Source organism: Aquisalimonas asiatica, from assembly GCF_900110585.1.
Taxonomy (GTDB): domain Bacteria; phylum Pseudomonadota; class Gammaproteobacteria; order Nitrococcales; family Aquisalimonadaceae; genus Aquisalimonas; species Aquisalimonas asiatica.
Genome location: NZ_FOEG01000008.1, coordinates 94,126 through 118,104 on the forward strand (window position 1 = coordinate 94,126; position 23,979 = coordinate 118,104).

Below are 23,979 nucleotides of genomic sequence, written 5' to 3' on the forward strand. Positions count from 1 at the left end.
TCGAACCATTCAGTAGCTGATGACCCGGGTGTCGCCGTCGGAGATCATCTCCGCCTGCTCTTCCGGATTGTTCACGGTGACCTCTTCCAGCAGATCCTCTTCTTCGTACTGGCGATAGCCGCTGTTGGGGAGGAACAGGTGGCACACTTCGGCGGTGGCGCCAAAGCTCATGGCCTCCTGCATCAGCTCCTTGGCGGAGATGTCCCGCGGCGCCAGGGCGGAGGGGATGTTCTCCTCCAGGGCCAGTTCGGCGGCTTCGCCGCAGAGGATGATATGGACGGAGTGGTCGCGCTGTGCCAGCTCGGAGGCCATGGACATGGCCATGCCCTGAACCTGGTCCTCGTCGCTGTTGACCAGCATCAGGATGTCTCTGCCGTCGTCGTCCGCCTGGACCGGCCCCGCCAGCAGGCCCAGCGCCGTCAGACCGGCGATCAGCAATGTGCGTACTTGTGGAATCATCATGTCGTAGCCTGGTTGTCCGGTGGTGTAAAGCAGGTCATGCTGCCGTTCGGTTATCAGAATTGGGGGCAGCGCCCCATTATATCAAAACCATTTCACCGCTTCGCGGTCGGAATGCCTGTCATGACGGTGTCGGTGGTGCGGGCCACCGCACACGCCGTCGACGATACATGGGCCTGCCCGTACCGGTGCGACAGCCACTGACGGAGAAAGTGTCGTGCAGAATCGAATGCGTTGGGTCATCCAGTTCGTGGTTGTCGCGCTGATCGCGGTCGCGGCGGCCGGAGGCTGGATCTGGCTGGGGCAGGCCGGCAACGGTGACGATGCCGATGGCGCCGGCGGGCGCGGCCCCGGTGGTGCTCTTCCCGTGGAGGTTGCCCGCGCCGAACGCAGGCAGGTTCAGGACACGGTGCAGGCCGTCGGCACCATGCTGGCCCGGGAGTCGGTGGAGATCGTGACCGAGGTGGCCGGCCGCATCGTCGAGGCGCCGGTGCGCGAAGGGCAGCAGGTGGAGGCGGGCGAGCCGCTGTTCATTCTCGATCAGGTGCGCGAACAGGCGGATCTGCGGGAAGCGCGCGCCCAGCGCGACGATGCCCGTAACCGCTACCGGCGCTCCGTGGCCCTGTATGAAGAGCGTGATGTGCCCGAGGCGGAAGTGGACGAGCGCCGTGCCGCGCTGGAGTCGGCGGAGGCCCGCGTGGAAGTGGCGGAGAGCCGCCTGCGGGATCGCACCATCACAGCCCCTTTCGACGGCATCGTCGGCCTGCGCGAAGTGAGCCCGGGCGCTTACGTGGAGCCGGGGACCCTGCTGACCACCCTCGATGATCTGAGCGTTGTCCGGCTCGATTTCTCCGTGCCCGAGCGCTTTCTGAGCGGCCTGGTGCCGGGGCTGGACGTGCAGGCCCGCAGTCTTGGCTACGGTGACGAGGTGTTCGCCGGCGAAGTGGCGCGGCTGTCCTCCCGGATCGACCCCATCACCCGCTCCCTGCGCGTGCAGGCCGAATTCGACAACGAGGAGGGCCGGCTCCGCGCGGGCATGTTCATGACGGCACGCCTGGTGCTCGCCGAGCGCGAGGCGCTGATGGTGCCGGAAGAGTCCGTGCTCAAGGAGGGCACCGGTAGCTACGTGTTCGTGATCGTCGACGACCAGGCCCGCCGCATCGAGGTCACCACCGGCCGCCGTGAGGGCGGCTACGTGGAAGTGACCGGCGACCTGGCCGATGCCGACGACGTGGTGATCGCCGGGCTGCAGACCGTGCGGGACGGTGCCGACGTCCGGGTGCTGAACGAGGGCGAGGAGGGTGATCATGGCGACATGGCGGCGCGGTAACCGGCCCCGCGCCGGCGTGGAGGGTGGCCGATGATCATCTCCGACGTCTCCGTCAAACGGCCGGTGCTGGCCACCGTGGTCAGCCTGCTGATCGTGGTGCTCGGCATCGCCTCCCTGACCCAGCTGCCGGTGCGCGAGTATCCGAACATCGACCCGCCCGTGGTGTCCGTGGCCACCAGCTACGTGGGGGCCGCGCCCCAGGTGATCGACACCGAGATCACCGAGCGCATTGAAGGCGCCATCAGCCGCGTGGACGGCATCCGCTCGATCACCTCCGAGAGCCGCGATGGCAGTGGCGAGACCACCATCGAGTTCGAGCTCAGCCGCGACATCGACAACGCTGCCAACGATGTGCGCGACGCCATCGCCCGGGTTGCCGACGACCTGCCCGAGGACGCCGACACGCCGGTGGTGACCAAGACCGAGGCCGACGCCCGGCCCATGATGTGGCTGGCAATGACCTCCGACCGCCTGTCGCCGGTGGAGCTGACCGACATCATCGAGCGCCAGGTGCAGGACCGCATCTCGGTGCTGGAGGGCGTGGCGGACATCCGCATCGGTGGCGAGCGCCGCTACGCCATGCGCGTATGGCTGGACCGCGAGAGCATGGCCGCGCGCAACGTCACCGTCGACGACATCGAGAACGCCCTGCGCCGGAACAACGTGGAGCTGCCCGCCGGGCGAGTGGAGTCCGTGCTGCGTGACCTCTCGGTGCGCACCGACACCCGCCTGAACGAGCCCGAGCAGTTCGAACGCATCGTGCTGCGCACCGAGGGCGGTGTGCCCATCCGCCTCGGCGAGGTGGCGCGCGTGTCCCGCGGCGTGGAAGACGACACTTCCATCCTGCGCAACAACGGCCGCACGGCCGTGGGGCTGGGCGTGATCCGGCAGTCCCAGTCCAACGTGATCAGCGTCTCCGACGCCGTTCAGCAGGAGCTGGAGTTGCTGGAGGGCACGCTGCCCGCGGACGTGCAGCTCCAGATCAGTTACGACGAGTCGGTGTTCATCCGCGAGTCGATCCGTGAAGTGCTGATCACCCTGAGCATTGCCGTGGGGCTGGTGGTGCTGGTGATCTTCGTGTTCCTGCGCTCGTTCCGGGCGACGCTGATCCCGGCGGTGACCATCCCCGTGGCGGTGATCGGCGCCTTCTCGGTCATGGCGCCGCTGGGTTTCTCCATCAATGTGCTCACGCTGCTGGCGCTGATCCTCGCCATCGGCCTGGTGGTGGACGACGCCATCGTCATGCTGGAGAACATCCAGCGACGCATCGACGACGGCGAGCCGCCGCTGCTGGCGTCGTACCGTGGCGCCCGGCAGGTGGGCTTTGCCATCGTCGCCACCACGCTCACGCTGATCGCCGTGTTCGTGCCCATCGCGTTCATGGAGGGCAACGTCGGCCGGCTGTTCACGGAGTTCGGACTGGTGCTGGCGGCGGCGGTGGCGTTCTCGAGCATCGTCGCGCTGACCCTGGCGCCGGTGCTGTGCTCCAAGTGGCTGCGCCCGCCCACGGGCGAGGGGCGGCTGCACCGGGCGACCGAGCGCGTGTTCACGGGGCTGACCAACGGCTATCAGGCCCTGCTGTCCCGGGCGCTGAACCTGCCGCTGATCGTGCTGGCCGTGTGCGTGGGCGCGGCGCTGATGGCCTACCAGCTCTTCCAGGTATTGCCGGAGGAGCTCTCGCCCACCGAGGATCGCAGCGTCATCATCATCCCCAGCAGCGCACCGCAGGGGTCGACGGCCGAATACACCGATCGCCAGGTGCGCCGCATTGAAGAGGTGGTGCAGCCGTACGTGGACAGCGGCGAGGCGTGGCGGGTGTTCTCCATTGTCGGCTTCCGGGGGCGGGTGAACAGCGGTTTCACCATTCTGGGCCTGACCCCGTGGGACGAACGCGAGCGCGGCCAGGAGACCATCGCCTCCGAGATCATGCCGCAGCTCATGGGCATCCCCGGCGTGCGCGCCTTCGCCGTCAACCCGCCGGGGCTGGGGCAGAGCGGGTTCGAGCAGCCGGTGCAGTTCGTCATCGGCGGCTCCAGCTACGACGAGCTCGGCGAGTGGAGCCAGCGCATCCTCGACCGGGCGCGGGAGAACCCCAACCTGCAGGGGCTGGACGCGGACTACGAAGAGACCCGCCCGCAGCTCAACGTGGGCCTGAACCGCGACCTGGCCGCGGATCTCGACATCCCGGTGGACGAGGTGGGGCGCACCCTGCAGACCATGCTCGCCTCGCGGCAGATCACCACCTACCTGGACCGGGGGCGCGAGTACGACGTGATCGTCCAGGCGGAAGACGCCGACCGCGCCTCGCCCACGGATCTGGAGAACATCTTCGTGCGGGCCGGGGGCGGCAATGGCTCCGATCTGGTGCCGCTGTCCAGCCTGCTCACCATGAACGAGATCGGCTCGCCCCCGGTGCTCACGCGGGTGAACCGGCTGCCCTCGGTGACCATCCAGGCGTCCCTGGCCGAAGGCTACGATCTCGGCAGCGCGCTGGACTACCTGGAGCGCATCGCCGCCGAGGAGCTGCCCGACGAGGCGCAGACCAGCTATCTTGGCCTGTCCCAGGAGTTCATGGAGACCTCCGGCGCCATCTACATCACCTTCGCCCTGGCCATGCTGGTGGTGTTCCTGGTGCTGGCGGCGCAGTTCGAGAGCTTCATCCACCCCGGCATCATCATGGTGTCGGTGCCGCTGGCGGTCACCGGCGCGCTGGCGGCGCTGTTCTTCACCGGCATCACGCTGAACATCTACAGTCAGATCGGCATGATCCTGCTGATCGGGCTGATGGCGAAGAACGGCATTCTCATGGTGGAGTTTGCCAACCAGCTGCGCGATCAGGGGCGCACGGTGCGCCAGGCCATTCTGGAAGGCGCGACCCTGCGCTTCCGGCCCATTCTCATGACCGCCGTCTCCACCGTCTTCGGCGCGCTGCCGCTGGTGCTCTCCACCGGCGCCGGGGCCGAGAGCCGGGGCGCCATCGGCGTGGTCATCATCGGCGGGCTCACCTTCGCCACGCTGTTGACACTGTTCCTGACGCCGGTGCTATATGACCTGTTCGCGCGCTTCACCCGCTCCACCAACGCCGTCGCCCACGATATCGACGAGCTGGAGGCGGACGAGCGCGCCCGCGAACCAGCCTAGAAAAACGAGGAGAACATCATGACGGGCACCGTACTCATCACCGGCGGCACATCCGGCTTCGGCGCGGCCACGGCGCGGCGTTTCCGCGACAACGGCTGGAAGGTGGTCATCACCGGCCGCCGCGGTGACCGCCTCGCGGCCATGCAGCAGGAGCTGGGCGGCCCCGAGTACCTGCACACCCTGCAGTTCGACATCACCGACCGCCAGGCCACCGAGCAGGCCCTGGCAAGCCTGCCGCCGGCGTTCGCCGAGGTCGACGTGCTGGTGAACAACGCCGGGCTCGCCCTGGGCCGCGAGCCCGCCCAGGAGTGCAGCATGGACGAGTGGGAGACCATGGTGGAGACCAACATCATGGGCGTGCTGCGCCTCACCCGCGCGCTGCTGCCGGGCATGGTCGAGCGCAACCGCGGGCATGTGATCAACCTCGGCTCCGTGGCCGGCAACTGGCCTTATCCGGGCGGCAACGTGTACTGCGGCACCAAGGCGTTCGTGCAGCAGTTCAGCCGCGCCGTGCGCTCCGATCTCCAGGGTACCCGCGTGCGCGTCACCAACCTGGAGCCGGGCCTGTGCGAGACGGAGTTCTCCACCGTCCGCTTCCGTGGCGACAGCGACAAGGCCGCCAGCCTCTACGAAGGCAACGACCCCATCCAGCCCGAGGACATCGCCGAGGTGATCTGGTGGGTCACCAGCCTGCCCGCGCGGGTGAACGTGAACACCCTGGAGGTCATGCCTGTCACCCAGAGCTGGAATCCGCTGGCGGTGAAGCCGGTGGCGTGAGGCCGTCTGGCCTGGGCCTGCTGTCGCGACTGACGTCGCTCCTACACGGTGGCACCGACCCGTAGGAGCGACGTCAGTCGCGACCCACCGAATCACCCTTGTGAACCCCGCGCCACACCCGGATACTGGATCTGTACAGACAAGGCGACCCGGACGGAGGGCGCACCATGACGGGCAACGAGCTGTTCAGCGACCCCGATCACACGGCCCTGCTGCTGGTGGACATCCAGCCGGACTTCATGGCGGGCGGGCCGCTCGCCACCGCCAACGGCGACGCCATTCTGCCCGGCGTGCGCCGGATCATGGAGGCGCGGCCCTGCGGCGTGATGGTCGCCACCCAGGACTGGCACCCGCCGGGGCACGTCTCGTTCGCCAGCTCCCACGCCGACCGCACCCCCTTCGAGACCATCGAGCTCCACGGCCACGAGCAGGTGCTGTGGCCGGATCACTGCGTGCAGGGCACCGCCGGCGCCGAGCTGGCACCGGGCCTGCCGTGGGATCACGTGGATCTCGTTCTGCGCAAGGGCTGTGACCCGCGGGTGGACTCCTACAGCGGCTTTCGCAACAACTGGAACGCCGCCGGCAAGCGGCCACCGACCGGTCTCGCCGGCTACCTGCGGGAGCGTGGCGTGCACACGGTGCTGGTCTGCGGGCTGGCGCGGGACGTCTGCGTCCAGTGGACCGCCGAGGACGCGGCCGCCGCGGGCTTCCGGGTCGGCTTTTTGTGGGACCTCACCCGCCCCGTGACCCATGACAACGACGATGATTGCCTCCAGGCGTTGCAGGCGGCCAACGTCGATGTGCTGGAAACGGCGGACCTGTTCCACTAGGGTGCCGGTTTTTCCGGCGGGAGGGGAGCAGCGGCATGATCTGGCGGGCAAAGGACGCCTCGGCACCCGGGCCGGATGCAGGCCCGTGTGTGGGTCTGATTCTCTCCGGCGGCGGCGCACGGGCCGCCTACCAGGTGGGCGTGCTGCGCGCCATCGCCCGGATGTTGCCACGCCACGCCGGCAATCCGTTCCCGGTGATCTGCGGCACCTCCGCCGGTGCCCTGAATGCCACCGCCCTGGCCACCCACGCCACCCGCTTCCGCCAGGGCGTGCGCGGGCTGGAGGAGGTCTGGGGCGGCTTCACCGCCGAGCAGGTCTACCGCACCGACGCGCTCGGGGTCTCGGCCCGCGCCATGAAGTGGCTCTCGGCCCTGTTCCTGGGCGGCGTGGGCGCTCACCGTCCGGTGTCCCTGCTGGACAACCGCCCCCTGCGCGAACTGCTTGGCAACCTGATGCGCTTCGAGCGCATCGAGGAGGCCATCGCCAGCGGCGACCTCCGCGCGCTCAGCATCACCGCGTCGCGGTACACCGGCGGCGAGTCCGTGTCGTTCTTCCAGGGCGACCGCAGCATCAGCGAGTGGGGGCGGGCGCGGCGGCTGGGTGTGCGCACCCAGCTCGGCCTCCAGCACCTGCTCGCCTCCAGCGCCATCCCGGTGGTGTTCCCCGCCGTGCGCATCGGCGACAATTTCTACGGCGACGGCTCCGTGCGCCAGCTCGCCCCCATCAGCCCGGCCCTGCACATGGGCGCCGACCGGGTGCTGGTGATCGGCGTGAGCGGCCGGGTGGGGGCCCTGCCGCCCGACCGTGTGCCCGAGCGCTACCCCTCGGTGGCCGAAATCCTCGGCCACATGCTGGATTCCGCCTTCATCGACATGCTCGAAGGTGATCTCGAGCGGCTGGAGCGCATCAACCGCACCGTGGACCTCATCCCCGAGAAGGCCCGCAACACCCAGGAGCTGCCCCTGCGCCGGGTCGAGGCCCTGAAGATCTCCCCCAGCAAGGAGCTGGATGAAATCGCCGCCGAGCATGCTCACGAGCTGCCGCGCTCGCTGCGGTTCTTCCTCAAGGGGAGTGGGGCCACCAGTGGGGCCGGCTCCACCGTGGCGAGCTATCTCCTCTTCGAGCAGGGATTCTGTCAGGCGCTCATCGATCTGGGCTACAAGGATGCCCTCCAGCGCGAAGACGAGATCCTGCGATTCCTCGGCCACGACCCCGCCGTGGTCTACGGGCGCTCCGGCGCCGTCCCCGCCGACCTGTGGTGATTCACCCTTCCTGAACCGGTCGTTCGAAGCCTCGATTCCGGGGTGTGTCAACCGTTGACTTGCACACAGGATATTCTAAGATGCTCTCCATTCACCCCAATATATAGGGGTTGGCTGGAACAAGTTGTTCATATCTTGTGGAACAACCTGTGGATAGCCAACTCAAGTCGTTGATGAAAAACCAACAGTCATGGGAGTACTGACGGATGACGAGTGCAGCCGAGGCCCGGGATGTGCCGAAGGACGTAACCGAGATCGAAATCCAGAGTGCGTCCTGGGATATCTGGGATAAGAAGTACCGCCTGAAAGCAAAGGATGGCCGGGTGATCGACGAGACCGTCGATGACACCTACAAGCGGGTGGCGCGCTCCCTGGCTCAGGTTGAAACCACCAAGAAGAAGCGCGAGGAGTGGTACGGCAAGTTCCTGTGGGCGCTGCGCCAGGGCGCGATCCCGGCCGGCCGCATCACCTCCAATGCCGGCGCCGAAGAGCACAAGCCGGCCACCAGCACCATCAACTGCACCGTCTCCGGCACCGTCGGCGACTCCATGGACGACATCCTGCAGAAAGTGCACGAAGCGGGGCTGACGCTGAAGGCCGGCTGCGGCATCGGCTACGAGTTCTCCACCCTGCGGCACAAGGGCGCCTACGTCTCCGGCGCCGGCGCCTACACCAGCGGCGCGCTGTCGTTCATGGATATCTACGATCGCATGTGCTTCACCGTCTCCAGCGCCGGCGGCCGTCGCGGCGCGCAGATGGCCACCTTCGACGTGGGCCACCCGGACGTGCTCGACTTCATCCGCGCCAAGCGCGAAGACGGCCGCCTGCGCCAGTTCAACCTCAGCCTGCTCATCACCGACGAGTTCATCGAGGCCGTGCGCAACGACGCCGACTGGCCCCTGGCCTTCCCGGTGAGCCCGCGCGAAGTGGAAGTGGACAACATCGACCTCAATGATCCGTCCACCATCATCTGGCGCTACTGGCCGCGCAAGGAAGGCTACGTCACCAACGAGGAAGGCCTGGTCGCGTGCCGCATCGAGCGCACCGTGAAAGCGAAGCGCCTGTGGGACATGATCATGACCTCCACCTACGATTTCGCCGAGCCGGGTTTCATCCTCATTGACCGCGTCAACGAGATGAACAACAACTGGTTCGACGAGGACATCCGCGCCACCAACCCTTGCGGCGAACAGCCCCTGCCGCCCTACGGCGCATGCCTGCTCGGTTCCGTGAACCTCACCAAGTTCGTGCGCGAGCCGTTCACCGAGAACGCCTACTTCGACTGGGACACCTACCGCGACGTGGTGGCGGTATTCACCCGCATGCTCGACAACGTCGTGGAAGTGAACGGCCTGCCGCTGCCCGAGCAGCAGAAGGAGATCATGCGCAAGCGCCGCCACGGCATGGGCTTCCTGGGCCTGGGCTCCACGGTGACCATGCTGTGCATGAAGTACGGCGATGCCGACTCCGTGGCCTTCACCGAAGAGGCGTCCAAGCAGATGGCCCTGCAGGGCTGGCGCACCGCCGTGGATCTGGCCGACGAGAAGGGCCCGGCGCCGATCATGGACGAAGACTTCACCGTCACCAAGGAGATGCTCGCCAAGCGCCCGCGCATGGCTGAAGACGGCTACAAGGCCGGTGACACCGTGAAGGGCCGGGTGCTCATGGCCCGCTACAGCCACTACATGGAGAAAGTCGCCGAGGCCGACCCGGAGACCGTGGACGCCATCGCCGAGAAGGGCGCGCGCTTCACGCACCACAGCTCCATCGCGCCCACGGGCACCATCTCCCTGTCCCTGGCCAACAACGCCAGTAACGGCATCGAGCCGAGCTTCGCGCACCACTACTACCGCAACGTGATCCGCGAAGGCCGGAAGTCGAAAGAGAAGGTGGACGTGTTCAGCTTCGAGCTGCTGGCCTACCGCTCCTTCATCGACGCCTCGGGCCTGCCCCAGGCAGCGGACGCCAACAGCGCCGGCCTGCCGGAATACTTCATCACGGCGGACGACGTCACGCCCAAGCAGCACGTGGATATCCAGGGCGCGGCCCAGAAGTGGGTGGACTCCTCCATCTCCAAGACGGCCAACGTGCCCACGGACTACCCCTACGAGGACTTCAAGGACATCTACATGTATGCCCATGAACAGGGCCTCAAGGGCTGCACCACCTTCCGCTTCAACCCGGAAGCGTTCCAGGGCGTGCTGGTGAAGGAAGAGGATCTGGCCAACACCACCTACCGCTTCGAGCTGGAAGACGGCAGCGTGGTCGAGGCCCAGGGTGGCGACGAGATCGAGTACGACGGCGAAATGCACACCGCCGCCAACCTGTTCGACGCCCTGAAAGAAGGCTACTACGGCAAGTTCTGAGCCCACGGAGGAAACGCACCATGGCTATCAAGATCGACAGCAAAATCGTGGGCTACGAAGTCGCCAAGCCGGACGACGGCGAGGCCAAGCCCACCAACGCCCCGGCGACCACCGAGGCCGCCAACGCCCCCGACATCGAGCACATGCACGAGTCCGTGCAGCGCCCGAACGAGCTCGAGGGCAGCACCTACAAGATCAAGACGCCGCTGTCCGAGCACGCGCTGTACGTCACCATCAACGACATCGTGCTCAACCCCGGCACCGATCACGAGATCCGGCGGCCGTTCGAGATCTTCATCAACTCCAAGAACATGGATCACTTCCAGTGGATCGTCGCCCTCACGCGCATCGTCTCCTCGGTGTTCCGCAAGGGCGGCGACTGCACCTTCCTGGTGGAAGAGCTGCGCTCCGTGTTCGACCCGCGTGGCGGCTACTTCAAGAAGGGCGGCCGGTTCATGCCGTCGCTCGTGGCCGAGCTGGGTGACGTCATCGAGACGCACCTGAAGAAGATCGGCATGATCGAGCCCGAAGAGCTGGACGACCACCAGAAAGCGTTCCTGGAGAAGAAAAAGGCCGAAGCGGCCGGCCACAACCCGGCCATGGACGCCGCCGCGGCCGAGGCCCCGGGCGAGGGCGATTTCCCGGAGAACGCCCAGCTCTGCAAGAAGTGCAACGTCAAAGCCGCGATCCAGATGGACGGCTGCATGACCTGCCTCAACTGCGGGGACAGCAAGTGTTCATAGCGGTCTAAACTGTATACTTTCAACCGCCTTCAATTCGACACTAATAGGCCCCTAAATAAATGTTATTTAGGGGTTTTTCTTTTTTGACTCCAGTGAGATAGGAAAAACAGAGCGCTTGACAATGCGTGTAAAGTGTGTCATTAAGTGTATACTTTTCGTGTTGTTGAAGTAAGCTTCTGAAAAAAAGGAAAAATTAGTGGGAAGGTCTGGGGCTGGCACAGTAATAAGTAAACAAAAAGGTGGCGCGAGTGTGCCCAAAGCCCCTTTCAAGGTCAGTTCTGTCACTATCCCCGGTGCCGGCATTCGGCACGTCCTAACAAACCGTGGCACTGGTTTCCCAATGCGCGCTGCCTCGATCTATGAAGCGCATTTGGCACAAAAGACGGACTCCCATAATACGCGCATCAGGGAGCTGGCTTTCTTTACCTACTTGTACTCCTGGGCGGAGCGGCGCAACGTCGATCTCGATAGGTTGCTGCTGTCAGGCGAGGGGCTAACTCTCCCTCAAGTGCGTTCCTTTGCAGCGTGGCTCAGAGCACCACGCGCCCAGCCCAATGGAGTCATCCCACAGGGAAAACGGCGGACGATCAATGCGGCGTTCGGGGCCTGCTCGGTCATTTGCACTTGGTTCATAAGGCAGTTTGCTAACCCAGCGGCGAACAGAGCACGGCGCGCGATCGACGTGGAAATGCTGGTACAAGCCCAGAAGCAGGCGTGGAAAGACGTTCGTATCAAAGTAAGGCAAGATCCTGTCGCCCCTGATATGACCGAAGATGAAGTTGCTGCCGTTGAGCGATTTCTCAAACCGGAGAGCCGATCCACAGCCGTCGGCCAAGCCATCGCCATGCGCGATTATCTTATGTGGCGAATGGCTATCGAGTTGGGAATGCGAAAGGGCGAGATCTTAGCGATGCGAACAATGGACTGCCCCACTCGTGCGGCGCCTTACTTCAAGATAGTTAGAATCGAAGAGCGTGGCCCTGACTCTACCGATCCACGTAAGAATCCGCCGCGCCCGAAAACACTCTCGCGCGACCTGGGTCTCATTGTAGAAAACACGGTTTTTCCCAAGCTTGTGGCGGATTACATCTCGGCTTATAGATTCAGAATGGTTGAGCGGAATGGCAAGAAGACCAAGAAATTCCTGCTGTCACACAACTTCCTAATTGTCGCCGGGAGCGGCGAGCCGCTCTCGATACGGGCTGCAGATGATGTAGCGAAGGCAATCAGTGCCGGAGCTGGTGTCGATTTCAATTGGCACCTAGCTCGTCACGCCTTCTTCAACCGCGCCTATGCAGGTGTGACGGATATCGAGGATCGGGACGAGTACAGCGCAAAGATGGCTGACCTAGTGTACTGGGGTGGTTGGGAGAGCGAGAAAAGTCTTGAGATCTATACAAGGCGGGCGAGAGCCGATAGAGCGCGCCATGCATTGCGAACTTGGCAGAAAGGGGATGATCGATGGATAGCGCTGGCCTGAAAGAAAATTTCCAGACAGGGCTCTTTGAAGGAGAGGATGGCCGGTGCTTTCTGCGCTGCGAGTTCAACCCGGCTGAGCCGATATGGATCGACGTGACCGACGAGTCATGGCGCGCGGTATATGCCGGAAAGTCGCACGAACTCAATTGGGCTGAGGTCGGCTTACCGGTTGAGCTTACGTTTAGTCTTAAGCAGGTCATGCGGGAGCGCATGAAACGTCGCGCGCCGTCTTATCTTTCGCGGGTTGACCTTACATTAAAGAGTTGGGGGCAGGCTGCGGCTGCCGTTAAGTCGGATCTTTCCAATGGGCTTGGCGTCATCTCGACGTTAACTTGGCTGAACATGTGGGAGAAAATGCGCCCGGATGTTCGGAGCATCTTTCGCTCTCTGTACCAAGAGCTGGCAGACAGGAGACTCGCCGGCGCCGATTATTCGCTCGCCAAGGAGATGAGTCGGTGGAAAGCTAGGAGCGATGTGCGGCAGCTGCGCCATGTGACGACGTGGGATGTCGAAAGTGGCTCGTTTACGTCTTCGGAGTGGGAGCTGATTCGTGAGGCGCTCAATCGCGAAGAACTCAATGAGAGCGATATGGACTGCGCGACCCGAATCTTTGCTCGGATTCTTAACGAAACGCTCAAGCGACCACAGCAGGTTCTTTCGATGAAAAAGGACTCGCTCTGGATCGCCCCCTCAGGGCGTGAGTTCTTTCTGCGTATCCCAAAGGCCAAAGGACAGGCTGCCGAAATGCCAGTTTCTTGGCAGATAACCGAGACACTGGCAAGGGCGATTCAAGACTATTCCGAGCGTCCACAGATCCTTTCACTACAGCAGCGTTTCGATCGGCTAATCGTGATGCCCGGAGCTAGCGGCGAGGGCTTAGGGTGGATGACGTATAGGCAAGTTGACGTCGCGTTCGCCAAAGCTCGCCTGCATTCTTGGGCTCAGCGGCAGGGAATTATCAGTCACCGAACCGACAGAAGCATCAATCTAACGCCATACCGGATTCGCCATACCGGAGCTACGTCGATGGCATTACAAGGCGTGCCCAGGGATCAGATCCAGGAAGTGCTGGAGCATGACGGGCCAACGTCTGCTGATGCATACATTCAAGCTGTAGGCTCTGATCTGATGCCTGCGCTGGAGCGTGCCACGGATCGTGGTGTCGGCAAACTATTCGCTGAGCTGTGCAACTCCTACTTCTTCAAGGGGGCGGTCGTCGACCAGGTTGAACGCCGCCCTATTCACATACCAATCATCGCCGATGAGGTAGCGCAGCCGGCTGTTGTCGGGGCCTGCGGTAAGGACGGGGCGTGCACCGAACATCCTTTTTGGGCTTGCTACAACGGTTGCCCACACTTTCTGGCTTGGCGCGATGCCCCACATCGTGAAGCGTTGGCATACGTTGAGTCCGAGCTAGGGCGTTGGAGCGAAGCAGAAGGCGGTAGGGAGCGTAGCAAGCTAGGCAAAGATTTCGACCGCGTCGGCGCTGCGATCCATGAAGTTATTCGCCAAGTCGAAGAATCTCACGCCCATGAGGTGGGGCAATGAACGCCGTTGATCTTACGCATTGGCTGGCGGATAAAGAGGCCAGTGACATCTTCGTGGAGATTAGTGGCGATCTTCTGACGATAGTGCCGGAAGGATTCGATCTTCAGGCAGATGTTTGGGATATATTGCCCTGGCTTAAAAGGGTTGGAAACAAGAATCAGAGTAAGGTTTATTTCGACGTCATTGTTCATTATGAAATGAAGATGATTTGCAAGCTTTGGGTGTTGCATGCTCGGCGGACTCGCAATGTGGCCTCGCGTAGCTCCGTTTTTGGAAGGATCGTCGCCTTTGAGGCGCTTTCCCATGTGTTAGGGGCCCGGAGTTTCAAGACGCTCAAGACGGATGATTTCAATGCGGCGGAGCGTCGAATCTCTGATAAGTATAGATCTCCTTATCGTTTTTCGAGCTTCCTCCAGCTGGCTTCGAACTGGCTTTCTGTTTCGTTCAATATGCGCTTGGACTACAAGAACCGGTTAGAAAACCGGGCCGCACATGGTCGCCACTCAACCGAGAAAGAAAGGGAAGAAAAACTCATCCCAATTGAGATCGTTCGAGCTATGTTCGAAGCACGGCATCGGGAAGACCTGATCGCGAAGGACAAATTCCTCTTGTCGGTGCTAGCAATTACGATCGCTGCTGGGTTTCGCGTGGGCGAACTAGTTATGTTGCCGACCAATTGCCTGCTAAAATTCGATGGTGCCCTTCATCTTCTGCATCATCCTGAGAAAGGAGGTCGGCCCGTCCCTCGCCCTATTCACCCTCTACTTGCTGATATGGTCGAAGACGCTGTCAACAAGATCATCACGGAGACAAGCGAAGCGCGGGAAGTGGCGAAGAGGTTAGGTGCGAATCCTCAGCTCGATTGGAGTGAAATCCTCAATGAGCCTACTGCCTTTAGGTATTTTACGGCGAAATGGGCGCACGCATGGACGAGCGATCCAAACCACCTGATGATTAACCCAGCTGGGGCCTGGTACACCAAGGGCAGGTGTTTTATCGATGCAATTGGTGCCTACGAGGCGGCGGGCCGAAATCAGTCTCAGGCGGCCAAGAACCTGGGTCTTAATCGAGGCGTGTTCACGAGCCTAATGGCGAACCAAGAAGCGGCTCGTCGCGGTGAGTTGCCACCTGTGTCCAATGGTAAAATGCGTGGACAGGCGCGGGAAAGTTGGGATACTGATCAGCGCGTACTCTCTATCTTGAGGCTCGAAGAACACTGCGGGACAGCGTTGACGCGGCCGCGGCGCGACGTCGTTCAGGACATCATAGACAAGGCGCAAGCACTACAGTTACAGGGGAGGGGCTACCCAAAGCCACCATTCGATACGGCACTGGAATCGCGCTTTCGGCGACAAGTGCGCCCTTTGATCAAGGACAGTAACGGGGAAGGGATCCTTTATCAGGACGAGGCACTTCTGATCATCCAGAAGTACGCGCTCTCTGCTCGGCGCGGAACTAAGGAGGGGGATTTCTCCTCGGTCTCTGAATCTACAATCGCTCGTTGGCTGACTGGTGAGGCGCGTTCTCGAGGCACCGCCAACCATGAAGACAGTGTTTTCAATCGCTTAGGGATTCTCGATCCGAGAACCGGCGAGGTCGCGAAGTTCACGACGCACGATATCCGCCACTGGCTTAACACGATCTACCAGAACGGCGGTCTTTCCGAAGATCAGATTGCGCTGATCTTCAATCGAACGAACAAGCAGCAGAACGCCACCTATGATCAAACCAGTAGCAAAGTGCGGGCGGCTCGCCTGAAGCAGGCGGTTCGGAATAAGGTTGCGGTCGGACAGGTCGCCGAAAGCTACAATCTTTTGGCCGAGTTCTCGAGGGAGGACGCCGAGGATTATCTTGAAGCGGTGCTTCGTATGGTCAATCCAATGCCGCATGGCGTGTGTACCCTCGATTGGGCCACCACTCCATGCCCGCACCACCTCAGCTGCTTTAGCTGTAGCGACGAGAAACCGTGCGAGCATCTCGTTGTTGAACCTGGGCATGATCAAACAACTGAGGAGCTGAAGCGCATGCAGCGCGAATCTCAACTGGTCGCCGGTGCAATCGCCGCTCAGGGCGTCGAAGACTCCCCAACGCTCGATCACTTTAAACGCATCAGTCAAAACGTTGGCATCATGCTAGATCAGATCCGCCAGAGAGGTGAGGAGGACGCGGATGACGGAGTCGCCTGAGGATTCACGGCGGGCCAAAGCAAGGCCGCAGCTGCGAGGTGAGGCGCTGAAGCGACGGATCGAGGCAGTGATTCGTGAGCTAGCCGCTAAAGCGCGCCGAAGCGGCAAGGAATACGTCTACAACGCGAGCCAGGCCGCCAACGCCGTGCCGACGACTCGGAAGACCCTGGCCAAGCACGAAGAACTTGTGGCTCGCGTCCTCGAAGATCTTGAGGCGCGTCGGCGTATGGTTACCGGTGACGCCACAGCGGAGCATCTGCGCGAGAATATTGCGTATCTCAAGGAGCAGATCGCAGAGCGCGACAGAACAATCGACAGCCTCAGGGCGCACCACGTGGACATATACCAACGTTTCTATGCCCACTCTCTCGATGCCGAAATTCTAATACGTCCCATCCTCGAGAAGGAAAGCGAACAAGCCGGGAAATGCCTGTTCTGCGGTACAAAGATCACCGATGAGGAACAATTTAAGCAAGCAATCAATGTCATCGATCTGAAGGGGCGTGAAGATAGCTAACGGGGATTAGTAGGCGGGGAAAGCTGAAAAGTCTTGACGTCGGGGTTCAGAGCCAGGCGCAGCAGGTGACTGGGTGATCACGCTCGCGAAGGTTAGGTTACCTGAAATTGGATCTAAGTCGACCACCGGCATCTCTGGCGAGGCACCGTTCTCCATGGTGCTGGGCAGGGATACGGTGCAGTCCATGGGGAAGTACACGTGTTCCATCTCGCAGTAGGCGCCACAGAGGGATTCATCCAGCCGCAGCGACACCGATTCCAGTTTCGTCCGCAGGTGTTCGAACTCTTCACGATTCGAACTATTCACGAAGGCGGTGTTGTCAGAGGCTGTCTGCCTGTCGAACCCTCCTGTGCAAACTTAGATTGACCTTTCATGTATCCGATTGCTTTCTGGATTGGTATAACGTGTTGAGATCGCAAATCATTCACTGTTGCCACCCTCGGGCAACAACTACCAAGCCTTCGACCCCGGAAGGCCGGTGCGGCAACGCACATAGCGGGTTGTTGCTTCAGTGTAGTCGGCCGCAAGGTCTCACCCAACAACTAACTAGCAACTTTATGGCTTGTAAGTTTATGATGTTGTTAGCATTCTGTGAACTTGGACAGAATACTTCCACCCATCATTCGGTCAGTAGTCTGGTCTTCCAGCCCCAATCGCTGACTCAATACCCGCACCGTCGGGTGTTGTAGGCATTTGATCTCATAGCGATTTAGCAGGCTGCCTATCACCCTTCTGGGGGTGCTGGGCTGGCGCACTTGGCCATGAACTCGGACACTATACCTCCCACCCTCTGGCATCTCAGATTACTGATGTAGCAGCAAGGTGCATGCCTTATAAACCCAATTTTCGGGGCTTTCCTGCCCTTTGATAACGTATCTTCACGGATCTCCTGATATGACTATCAATTGGAGCGCCCTATGCTCCCCAAGTTAAACGTTGGTTTATGAGAGCTGTGCCCCCTGATCTAGAGGTAGGCCGGAATACCTTCCACCCTAGGCTTGCTCTCTCATGTAATCCAAGGCCGACGAAGTCGGGCGCAATACCTCGCACACAGCGACCGAGACATTGTCGAGCTGCTTACGAACTCAGGACGGAATCCTCGCCGCCTTGATGCCACCAACGGTCTGCTATTGTGAGTCGCACTTTGATTCGGCTACAAACCATAGGATTTGGAGACACGCCTATAAGCCTGAATCCTTGGCGCCGAACCGGGCTACAGCACCCTGGATTAGAGGGATAGCGAGACGTTCGGCACCTCAATTCCCCTTCGACGCGGCCGTAGACAGACCGGGCCCCTATAATCACGGTATGCGTGCATAGGCCTCACACAGGTGAGTATCGCAAAGCTCGACATTAGAATTCTCTTATTATTTTCTTCATATAATCACGATTATTATGTGCCAAGCCGGCAACTGGAGTACGCAAAAGCATTATTAGCGAACGGCGGAAGCCACTAGGATAACCCTGAGTCAACCCCCAGAGATTGACGCAGCAAGAGGCGAAATTTAGATCATCGCGTAAATTTATACACCCGGAGTATTCTTGAAAGGTTTCGTTAATCTCACGATGAATATGATCTTTATCTAGATCTAATCTATCCGAAAATCCCGCGCAAAAAAGAGCAGAAAACGGGCTGTTAACATCTCCATCAGGGACTGCTCTCAACATGACAGCAAGTCCAAGGCGGAGTACATCCTCTAGGTCAATTGACCGATAGCCCTCGTTGGCTAAGAGTCTATCTATCTGTTGATAGAGGCTCATCGTTGTCTCAGCAGATCCCGTGCCAAGCCGACAGACCGCCAGTACCAACGCATCGTCGCTCATTCTCACTCCTTCCCCTTCTAAATCCGCAAGTCACGATAGCAGAGCAGACTTGATCCATCGATACAACGCCCCCCTCCTGCCTCTGCCGTTCATATGGATACCCGGGCCAAGTCACAGGTCTTTGTGGTTGATGGGAGAGCGCGCATGGATTTTCAAGTCGATGCCGGGCGGCATGAATTGACCCAATCCACCTGTAACCCAGCGGGTACCCATAAACCTCCAACACCATGGCACGCTACCATATATCGTGTATTCGAATTCCTTAGTGCGGTTTGTCCCTAGGCCTTACACTCTCAAAAAGGCTTGTACAGAGCTCCCGCCACGCACCCAACCATGAAAAACAGATATTGCATAGCTCCTGTGCTCGCGGTACGTTGACTGATCAGCTTCCGGATTATGAGACTGGGGTCACTTGCCTCTTGTCACATAGCCAAATTGGCTAACTAACGAAAACGCAAGAAGTTCTGGCGCAAAGCTTCTAGATTAAAGACATATGGGAGCGCGATCGCGGCTCTCATGCTTACTGCAAATAGGTGGACGCATTGAGCACTGAAGGGCAACGCTTTTCCAAGTCTCGACTGATAGATTCTTACAGAAGTGCATTCCCAGCTTCAGACCGGAGTGTAATTGAACCGATTTGCTGGAAAATATCTAAGGAAGTTTTTAAGGGTGCTTGGCGCTTTCCTGCCCCTAAAGTATCGTCTAGTAACGGTAATAGTATCTATTATTTCAAGGATGTAGAAACTGAAATAGTAGTTCGTAAAATTGACAATAACATAAAAAAATCTTACAACATAAAGTCTTCCAATAAAGATAAGCTAATACAACAAACTATACATCTTTTAAAAGAGCCCATACCAAAATATATAATTCGGCTTGATATAAGGAATTTCTTTGGGTCATTTGATCCAAGCCAGCTGCTTCTCCGCTTATCTCAAGAAGAAAAAGTTTCCGACGAAACCGTAAACTTACTAAAAGCGCTACTTGAGACTACCTCGCTCTCTGGCTCCCAGGGGTTACCACGAGGTCTCCCGATTTCAAGCACTTTGAGTGAGTGGAGGTTTCAGGAGGTTGATAGAAAAATTAGAAATCTTGATGGAGTCTATTATTATGGTCGATTTGTCGACGATATGTTGATTTTTGCTTATGAAAACCCTCGGAGTATAGTTAAGCGTATAGAAAGCATACTGGATGTTAATGGGTTTTCACTCAACTATGAGAGCGAAAAACATACAACTATATCGGTGGTTGATAAAGCCGAACCAGGACGAGAAGTTTTCTCATACTTGGGTTATTCTTTTTCTGTGCGGTGCTCATCAGATGATTCGGATAGCCTAGAAGTGAGGGTTGCAGAAAATAAAATAAAAAAAATAAAATCAAGAATAATAAAAGCTCTTCTCTCATTTGGGGGCAATAGCGACTACACTCTTTTAAAGAATAGAATTCGCTATTTAACCGGGCATTACCCAGTATATCGTGTTGGCATTAAAAGAGAAGGTCTTGTGGGCGGTATGCGCTGTGCTTATCCTCATGTTAGTCATATTGAACAGCTTAAAGATCTTGACGATTTTAAAGCTAAAGCTCTTTACTCTGGAAAACGCTCATTCGCTCGTAAGGCGGTAGGAAAATTGAGTAGTCAGCAGAAACGTGAGATTGCGAAAATTTCTTTTCAAAAAGCATGGGAATGGAATAAGCGTTACATGTGGAGCGGAAGTGAAATAACGAGGATCGCGGGGGTCTTTAAGTGATGGGTAGAATAGGGAGAGATTATAGTTTTCTGCTTTGGCGTCCAATAATCACTGATCTTCAGCCATACGAGACCCCGTTTATTTTCTCTGGGTACAATTTCTTTATTCGATATGCTTCTCGGAAAGAAAGCAGCCTAGACAAGATTACCAGAGAGATTTTTTCCTACAAAAAGGAAACAATACCTTACCACTATGAAGCGGCGCTGAAAGACGGAAAAAAAAGGGACTTGAGCGTAATTCATCCTGCAACGCAGTTAAACGCTTGTGATTTCTATGATAAGTATAACTATATAATGCTTGATAGGTGCGCGAGATCGTCGTTCTCTTTAAGGAGGCCAAAAGACGTCGCATCGTTGTCATGGAGCCCCAAGGAAAATCAAAGCTGGGGAGGGAGTTACAATAGTCTTGCGAAAGATATAAAAAAAGAAAAAATCGAAATATCGGATGAGGTTGCGCCTGTTTTCTATAGTTATTTTGAGTATTCCAAGTTCGATAGGCTGTATAAATTTCACGAATCCGAAGAGTTTATGGAGCTTGAGCGAAGGTTTTCGCGCCTGTGTGAACTCGACGTGAGTCGATGCTTCTATAATATATATACGCATTCGATTTCTTGGGCAGTTAAGAAAAAACAGTTTTCGAAGGATTACCGGAGAGTTCGAAAAACATTCGACGCTAGATTTGACGAGCTTATGCAGGTAATGAACCATAAGGAAACTAATGGAATTGTCGTGGGGCCGGAAATATCTAGGGTGTTTGCAGAAATAATATTTCAAGATATAGATGTAGCGGTTGAGAAAGAAGCGGAAGAGATGTCGCTGCGTAGAGGTTTAGATTTCGATATCAGGCGATACGTTGATGATTACTACATATTTTCTAATGACGAGTCAAAAATATGGAAAATAAAGGAAATAGTTGAGAGTGAGTTGAGATCCTACAAGCTCTATGTCAACCCCGGTAAAGTTGTCTTCAGAGAGCGGCCATTTGTAACCAATATTTCAGTTCTCGCTAATAATCTGAAGGATCTCATTGATTGGTATTTTGCGGATGCAATGGAGACTTCGCAAGAAGATATATATAGACAAGTTCGATATCGTCCCAGGGCGGCGAGGGATCGTAAGGTAACGTGGAAGAATTTTCTTCGAAGATACAGGTCGCTCATATATGAAACGGATTTGTCTTTAGGGAGTGGTGCAGCAATAGTCTTTGGCGGAATAAGGAAAAGATTGCAACAATATGAGCGCTTTGGTTGGTGTCATGCGAGTGTTGACGACGAAGTTATAGCGCTTCAACGGTTTATCGCGGACATGGGGCATGTGATTCGATTTATACTTGGCGCATCCCCGAATGTCAGTGGCTTGGATAGTGCTCTGAAGTCGTTGTTACTTCTGAGAGAGATCGGCGGTTGTTGCGGCCAGTCAGTAACCAATGAGGTTGACTTAGTTATTGAGCGTGTATTCGATGATTTGTTTATCGACTCAGAAAGACCAAAAGACGGCCTCGAGTTTCTTTCTCTCGAATTCTGCAGCATGTTGCCTCTCAGAAGAATTATTCGAGAACGTCGACAGATCGATAGAGACCTGTTGAAGCATGCATGGATTGTGTTGATCAATGATGCTGAGCGTTCCGGCGAAGGGTTTCCCTATTGGCCGTGCATCGCGTTCCTCTATTATGCCCAAGGTCGCGACGAATACTATGATCTAAAGCGTTCTGTCTTGGCCTATCTCGTGAGGTGGTTGCGCCGGTCGAGGATCATAGATGATACGTCTGCTGCTTTAGCTTTTCTTGACGTCGGGGGATACCCGGACTTCACAGTGCGTGAGCGTAGTGCACTGTGGCGGGCGGCGCACCGCGCGTACCGGCCTGGTGCACAGATTGTTTGGGCGGACGCCACGGAGTATACGGAGCGGCCGAAAGCGTGGTTTGTCAACTGGAACCTTGAGGTAAACATTCGACAGGAACTCGAGAAGAAGCCGGTGGATAGGAACTACTAAAGACGGTACCATCGTTAACTGTCTGGCTTACAGGGTCACGAACACGGGAGTAAATGCGGCGTTAAAACGCGGGCATGAGCTCTTGATCTTACACACGAGCGAGCCAGACTGGTGCGACCTTGGCAACAAGGTCGCACCATTTTTGTTGATACGGCGGTTCTGGTTCGCGTATCACTCTGATGCCCCAGCGCGCATAATGTGTATCTGGTGGACACAAAGGACAGAATGACGGATTTATGGCTCGCTCAAGAGGCACCACGCGCTGTGACAGCTATCCGGCTGGCATAGCGAAGTCACACCATCGTGGTCTCGGTTGGCGTCTCAGCAGACAGGATGCTTTCGCGAGCAAGCTCTGCAAGGGAGAGGCGGACGTCCAACAACGCTCCTGCCGGGTACGCACGACGCAGGGTCGTTTGTCCCGATCGTCGAGGTGTTTGTTAGCGTGTTCTCCAGGTAGCCACGCAGCTGTATCGGGATGGGCGTCTTGCGGGTACTGTACTCTCGAACCCAACGCTAGATTCCTGCGGTTGCTTCTTACTGGCTAGGGAGCGAGGGCCTGCTAGGCTTGGCGCATGGCGAGTAAAGGACGAGCAGGGTACCTTGTGACTATGTCCGACAGTGAACGCGACACCACGGAGATCGTGGTCAAGCGATCAGATACCGGTGAGCGTCGCTTTTTTCTACCTGACGGAACACCGATCGTTAAGTCCAGTATTGCCTTGATCCGAGCCTTGCAGGACGGACTTCCGGCGACGATGGCGCTGAAAGTCCCGGAAGTGACGGGGTTGCCGCGTAGGATCGTTGACCAGGTGGTGATTGATCGGCGCACGCTTAATCGCCGTTTGGATAAGGGCGAGGCTTTGCACGCCGAGGAGGCAGATCGCCTGATCCGGCTCCTGCGGATCGTAGAGCGTGGGGATCTTGCCTTCGGATCACCTGCGTGTTCGGTTGAGTGGTTGACCGAGGAGAACGGTGCCCTTGGTTGTCTCGCGCCGGTGATGCTCTGCCGCACAGAAACGGAAGCAGAAGTGGTGGAGGACATGCTGACGGCCCTCATCCAAGGATCCGCTGCGTGAGGGCATGGCGTGTCATGGCCGATGACACTATGCGTCTCTTGATGCGAAAAACGGCGGTATCGGTCAGGGTGGTGGCACACGAAAGGCTTGCCGGTGATCAGTGTTCGGGAACCGGAATCGCCTCAACAGATGGGGTTCGTGGAGCGCTTACGTTCTCCCTGATGAGCGAACCTTTTCATTACAACACTCTAACCGAGCTTCACTGCCAGCCGTGTGATTCCGCCTCTGCTGTTCTCCGTCGACCAGCTATAGCTGATGTAGCGTCAGGGTTATTCGTCGGAGGCGATCCCATTCGGAGTAATCACCCATTTGGGGGGTGGCTGCGGGCGCCTTTCATGTGGGCACTGCACAGTTACTTGCCTGTGGCAAAGTGGGAATACCCGTAGCCACACGAAACAGCTCTTACGGCAATGTCAGCCTTTGCCAGGATCGTGGAGCGCCGTAGTCGGCGGTGGATAGGTCATTCCTCCCTGTCTCGTGCCGTACCCTTCGTTGCTCGTAGAGGTTCTCGCCGCACAACCGCCTCCAGGAGGCGGCCGAGCACTAACATCTCTTTTCTGCAGTCTAAGACGGGTTGTGAGGATCCGTAATACCCTTCTCTATTGGGGAGAGAATCCTAAAGTATCCATCGTAGCTGGAGAAAAGTAACCATCTTGGAAGTATCGACATCCGAAACACGCCACGCTTAAAGGTTATGCCGCA

Annotated in this window: 16 protein-coding genes; 14 read left to right on the top strand and 2 right to left on the bottom strand. The window is 58.5% G+C overall.

Annotation, left to right across the window (positions count from 1 at the left end; translation table 11 throughout):
• Nucleotides 1–9: 9 nt before the first annotated feature.
• The gene (locus tag BMZ02_RS15050; RefSeq protein ID WP_091645368.1) at nt 10–462 is read right to left on the bottom strand and encodes a DsrE family protein; all 453 of its coding nucleotides are present in this window, start codon (nt 460–462) and stop codon (nt 10–12) included.
• Between the two features lie 214 nt (nt 463–676).
• Here BMZ02_RS15050 and BMZ02_RS15055 point away from each other — a divergent pair, with 214 nt between their 5' ends.
• The 11 genes from BMZ02_RS15055 (at nt 677) to BMZ02_RS15100 (ending at nt 16,638) form a co-directional block, all read left to right on the top strand.
• Nucleotides 677–1,789, top strand: a complete 1,113-nt coding sequence (locus BMZ02_RS15055; RefSeq protein ID WP_139209229.1) for an efflux RND transporter periplasmic adaptor subunit — start codon at nt 677–679, stop codon at nt 1,787–1,789.
• Nucleotides 1,790–1,819: 30 nt separating this feature from the next.
• Nucleotides 1,820–4,930: an efflux RND transporter permease subunit gene (locus tag BMZ02_RS15060; RefSeq protein WP_091645371.1), complete on the top strand. Its 3,111-nt coding sequence runs from the start codon at nt 1,820–1,822 to the stop codon at nt 4,928–4,930.
• An 18-nt stretch (nt 4,931–4,948) separates the two neighbouring features.
• Nucleotides 4,949–5,707 (top strand): SDR family oxidoreductase, encoded by a 759-nt coding sequence (locus BMZ02_RS15065; RefSeq protein ID WP_091645373.1) that lies wholly within the window; start codon nt 4,949–4,951, stop codon nt 5,705–5,707.
• 167 nt (nt 5,708–5,874) lie between these two features.
• Nucleotides 5,875–6,537, top strand: a complete 663-nt coding sequence (locus BMZ02_RS15070) for a nicotinamidase (RefSeq protein ID WP_091645375.1) — start codon at nt 5,875–5,877, stop codon at nt 6,535–6,537.
• Nucleotides 6,538–6,572: 35 nt separating this feature from the next.
• Nucleotides 6,573–7,799 carry a patatin-like phospholipase family protein gene (locus tag BMZ02_RS15075; protein WP_091645377.1) on the top strand — a complete coding sequence of 409 codons (1,227 nt, stop codon included), beginning with the start codon at nt 6,573–6,575 and terminating at the stop codon, nt 7,797–7,799.
• Nucleotides 7,800–8,005: 206 nt separating this feature from the next.
• Entirely contained in the window at nt 8,006–10,165 is a 2,160-nt protein-coding gene (locus BMZ02_RS15080; protein ID WP_091645379.1) for an adenosylcobalamin-dependent ribonucleoside-diphosphate reductase, read from the top strand.
• A 20-nt stretch (nt 10,166–10,185) separates the two neighbouring features.
• Entirely contained in the window at nt 10,186–10,908 is a 723-nt protein-coding gene (locus BMZ02_RS15085) for a TSCPD domain-containing protein (RefSeq protein ID WP_091645380.1), read from the top strand.
• Between the two features lie 370 nt (nt 10,909–11,278).
• The gene (locus BMZ02_RS18860) at nt 11,279–12,388 is read left to right on the top strand and encodes a site-specific integrase (protein ID WP_171909947.1); all 1,110 of its coding nucleotides are present in this window, start codon (nt 11,279–11,281) and stop codon (nt 12,386–12,388) included.
• Nucleotides 12,370–13,935 carry a tyrosine-type recombinase/integrase gene (locus BMZ02_RS15090; RefSeq protein ID WP_091645382.1) on the top strand — a complete coding sequence of 522 codons (1,566 nt, stop codon included), beginning with the start codon at nt 12,370–12,372 and terminating at the stop codon, nt 13,933–13,935. Before BMZ02_RS18860 ends, BMZ02_RS15090 begins: the two co-directional genes overlap by 19 nt.
• Entirely contained in the window at nt 13,932–16,121 is a 2,190-nt protein-coding gene (locus BMZ02_RS15095; protein WP_091645384.1) for a hypothetical protein, read from the top strand. Before BMZ02_RS15090 ends, BMZ02_RS15095 begins: the two co-directional genes overlap by 4 nt.
• Nucleotides 16,105–16,638, top strand: a complete 534-nt coding sequence (locus BMZ02_RS15100; RefSeq protein WP_091645385.1) for a hypothetical protein — start codon at nt 16,105–16,107, stop codon at nt 16,636–16,638. The genes BMZ02_RS15095 and BMZ02_RS15100 overlap by 17 nt, the downstream gene beginning before the upstream one ends.
• A gap of 1,353 nt (nt 16,639–17,991) precedes the next feature.
• Here the strand turns inward: BMZ02_RS15100 and BMZ02_RS18865 are convergent.
• On the bottom strand, nt 17,992–18,462 hold the full coding sequence (locus BMZ02_RS18865; RefSeq protein WP_139209231.1) for a hypothetical protein: 471 nt from the start codon (nt 18,460–18,462) through the stop codon (nt 17,992–17,994).
• Nucleotides 18,463–19,004: 542 nt separating this feature from the next.
• Between BMZ02_RS18865 and drt3a the strand changes: the two genes are divergently transcribed.
• From drt3a to BMZ02_RS15115, 3 genes are all read left to right on the top strand, one after another.
• Nucleotides 19,005–20,210 carry an antiviral reverse transcriptase Drt3a gene (gene drt3a / locus BMZ02_RS15105; protein ID WP_171909948.1) on the top strand — a complete coding sequence of 402 codons (1,206 nt, stop codon included), beginning with the start codon at nt 19,005–19,007 and terminating at the stop codon, nt 20,208–20,210.
• A complete protein-coding gene (drt3b, locus tag BMZ02_RS15110) occupies nt 20,210–22,201 on the top strand; it encodes an antiviral reverse transcriptase Drt3b (RefSeq protein WP_091645388.1) in 1,992 nt (663 codons plus the stop codon). The genes drt3a and drt3b overlap by 1 nt, the downstream gene beginning before the upstream one ends.
• 608 nt (nt 22,202–22,809) lie before the next feature.
• Nucleotides 22,810–23,277, top strand: a complete 468-nt coding sequence (locus BMZ02_RS15115) for an antitoxin Xre/MbcA/ParS toxin-binding domain-containing protein (protein WP_171909949.1) — start codon at nt 22,810–22,812, stop codon at nt 23,275–23,277.
• Nucleotides 23,278–23,979: the final 702 nt, after the last annotated feature.

Bases quoted from the DNA above. Each gene is read 5' to 3' on its own strand.
- drt3b (WP_091645388.1), top strand. From the start codon at position 20,210: ATGGGTAGAATAGGGAGAGATTATAGTTTTCTGCTTTGGCGTCCAATA.
- BMZ02_RS15075 (WP_091645377.1), top strand. From the start codon at position 6,573: ATGATCTGGCGGGCAAAGGACGCCTCGGCACCCGGGCCGGATGCAGGC.
- BMZ02_RS15085 (WP_091645380.1), top strand. From the start codon at position 10,186: ATGGCTATCAAGATCGACAGCAAAATCGTGGGCTACGAAGTCGCCAAG.
- BMZ02_RS15095 (WP_091645384.1), top strand. From the start codon at position 13,932: ATGAACGCCGTTGATCTTACGCATTGGCTGGCGGATAAAGAGGCCAGT.
- BMZ02_RS15050 (WP_091645368.1), bottom strand. From the start codon at position 462: ATGATGATTCCACAAGTACGCACATTGCTGATCGCCGGTCTGACGGCG.
- BMZ02_RS18865 (WP_139209231.1), bottom strand. From the start codon at position 18,462: ATGAGCGACGATGCGTTGGTACTGGCGGTCTGTCGGCTTGGCACGGGA.
- BMZ02_RS15080 (WP_091645379.1), top strand. From the start codon at position 8,006: ATGACGAGTGCAGCCGAGGCCCGGGATGTGCCGAAGGACGTAACCGAG.
- BMZ02_RS15090 (WP_091645382.1), top strand. From the start codon at position 12,370: ATGGATAGCGCTGGCCTGAAAGAAAATTTCCAGACAGGGCTCTTTGAA.
- BMZ02_RS15060 (WP_091645371.1), top strand. From the start codon at position 1,820: ATGATCATCTCCGACGTCTCCGTCAAACGGCCGGTGCTGGCCACCGTG.
- BMZ02_RS15070 (WP_091645375.1), top strand. From the start codon at position 5,875: ATGACGGGCAACGAGCTGTTCAGCGACCCCGATCACACGGCCCTGCTG.
- BMZ02_RS15100 (WP_091645385.1), top strand. From the start codon at position 16,105: ATGACGGAGTCGCCTGAGGATTCACGGCGGGCCAAAGCAAGGCCGCAG.
- BMZ02_RS15115 (WP_171909949.1), top strand. From the start codon at position 22,810: ATGTCCGACAGTGAACGCGACACCACGGAGATCGTGGTCAAGCGATCA.
- BMZ02_RS15065 (WP_091645373.1), top strand. From the start codon at position 4,949: ATGACGGGCACCGTACTCATCACCGGCGGCACATCCGGCTTCGGCGCG.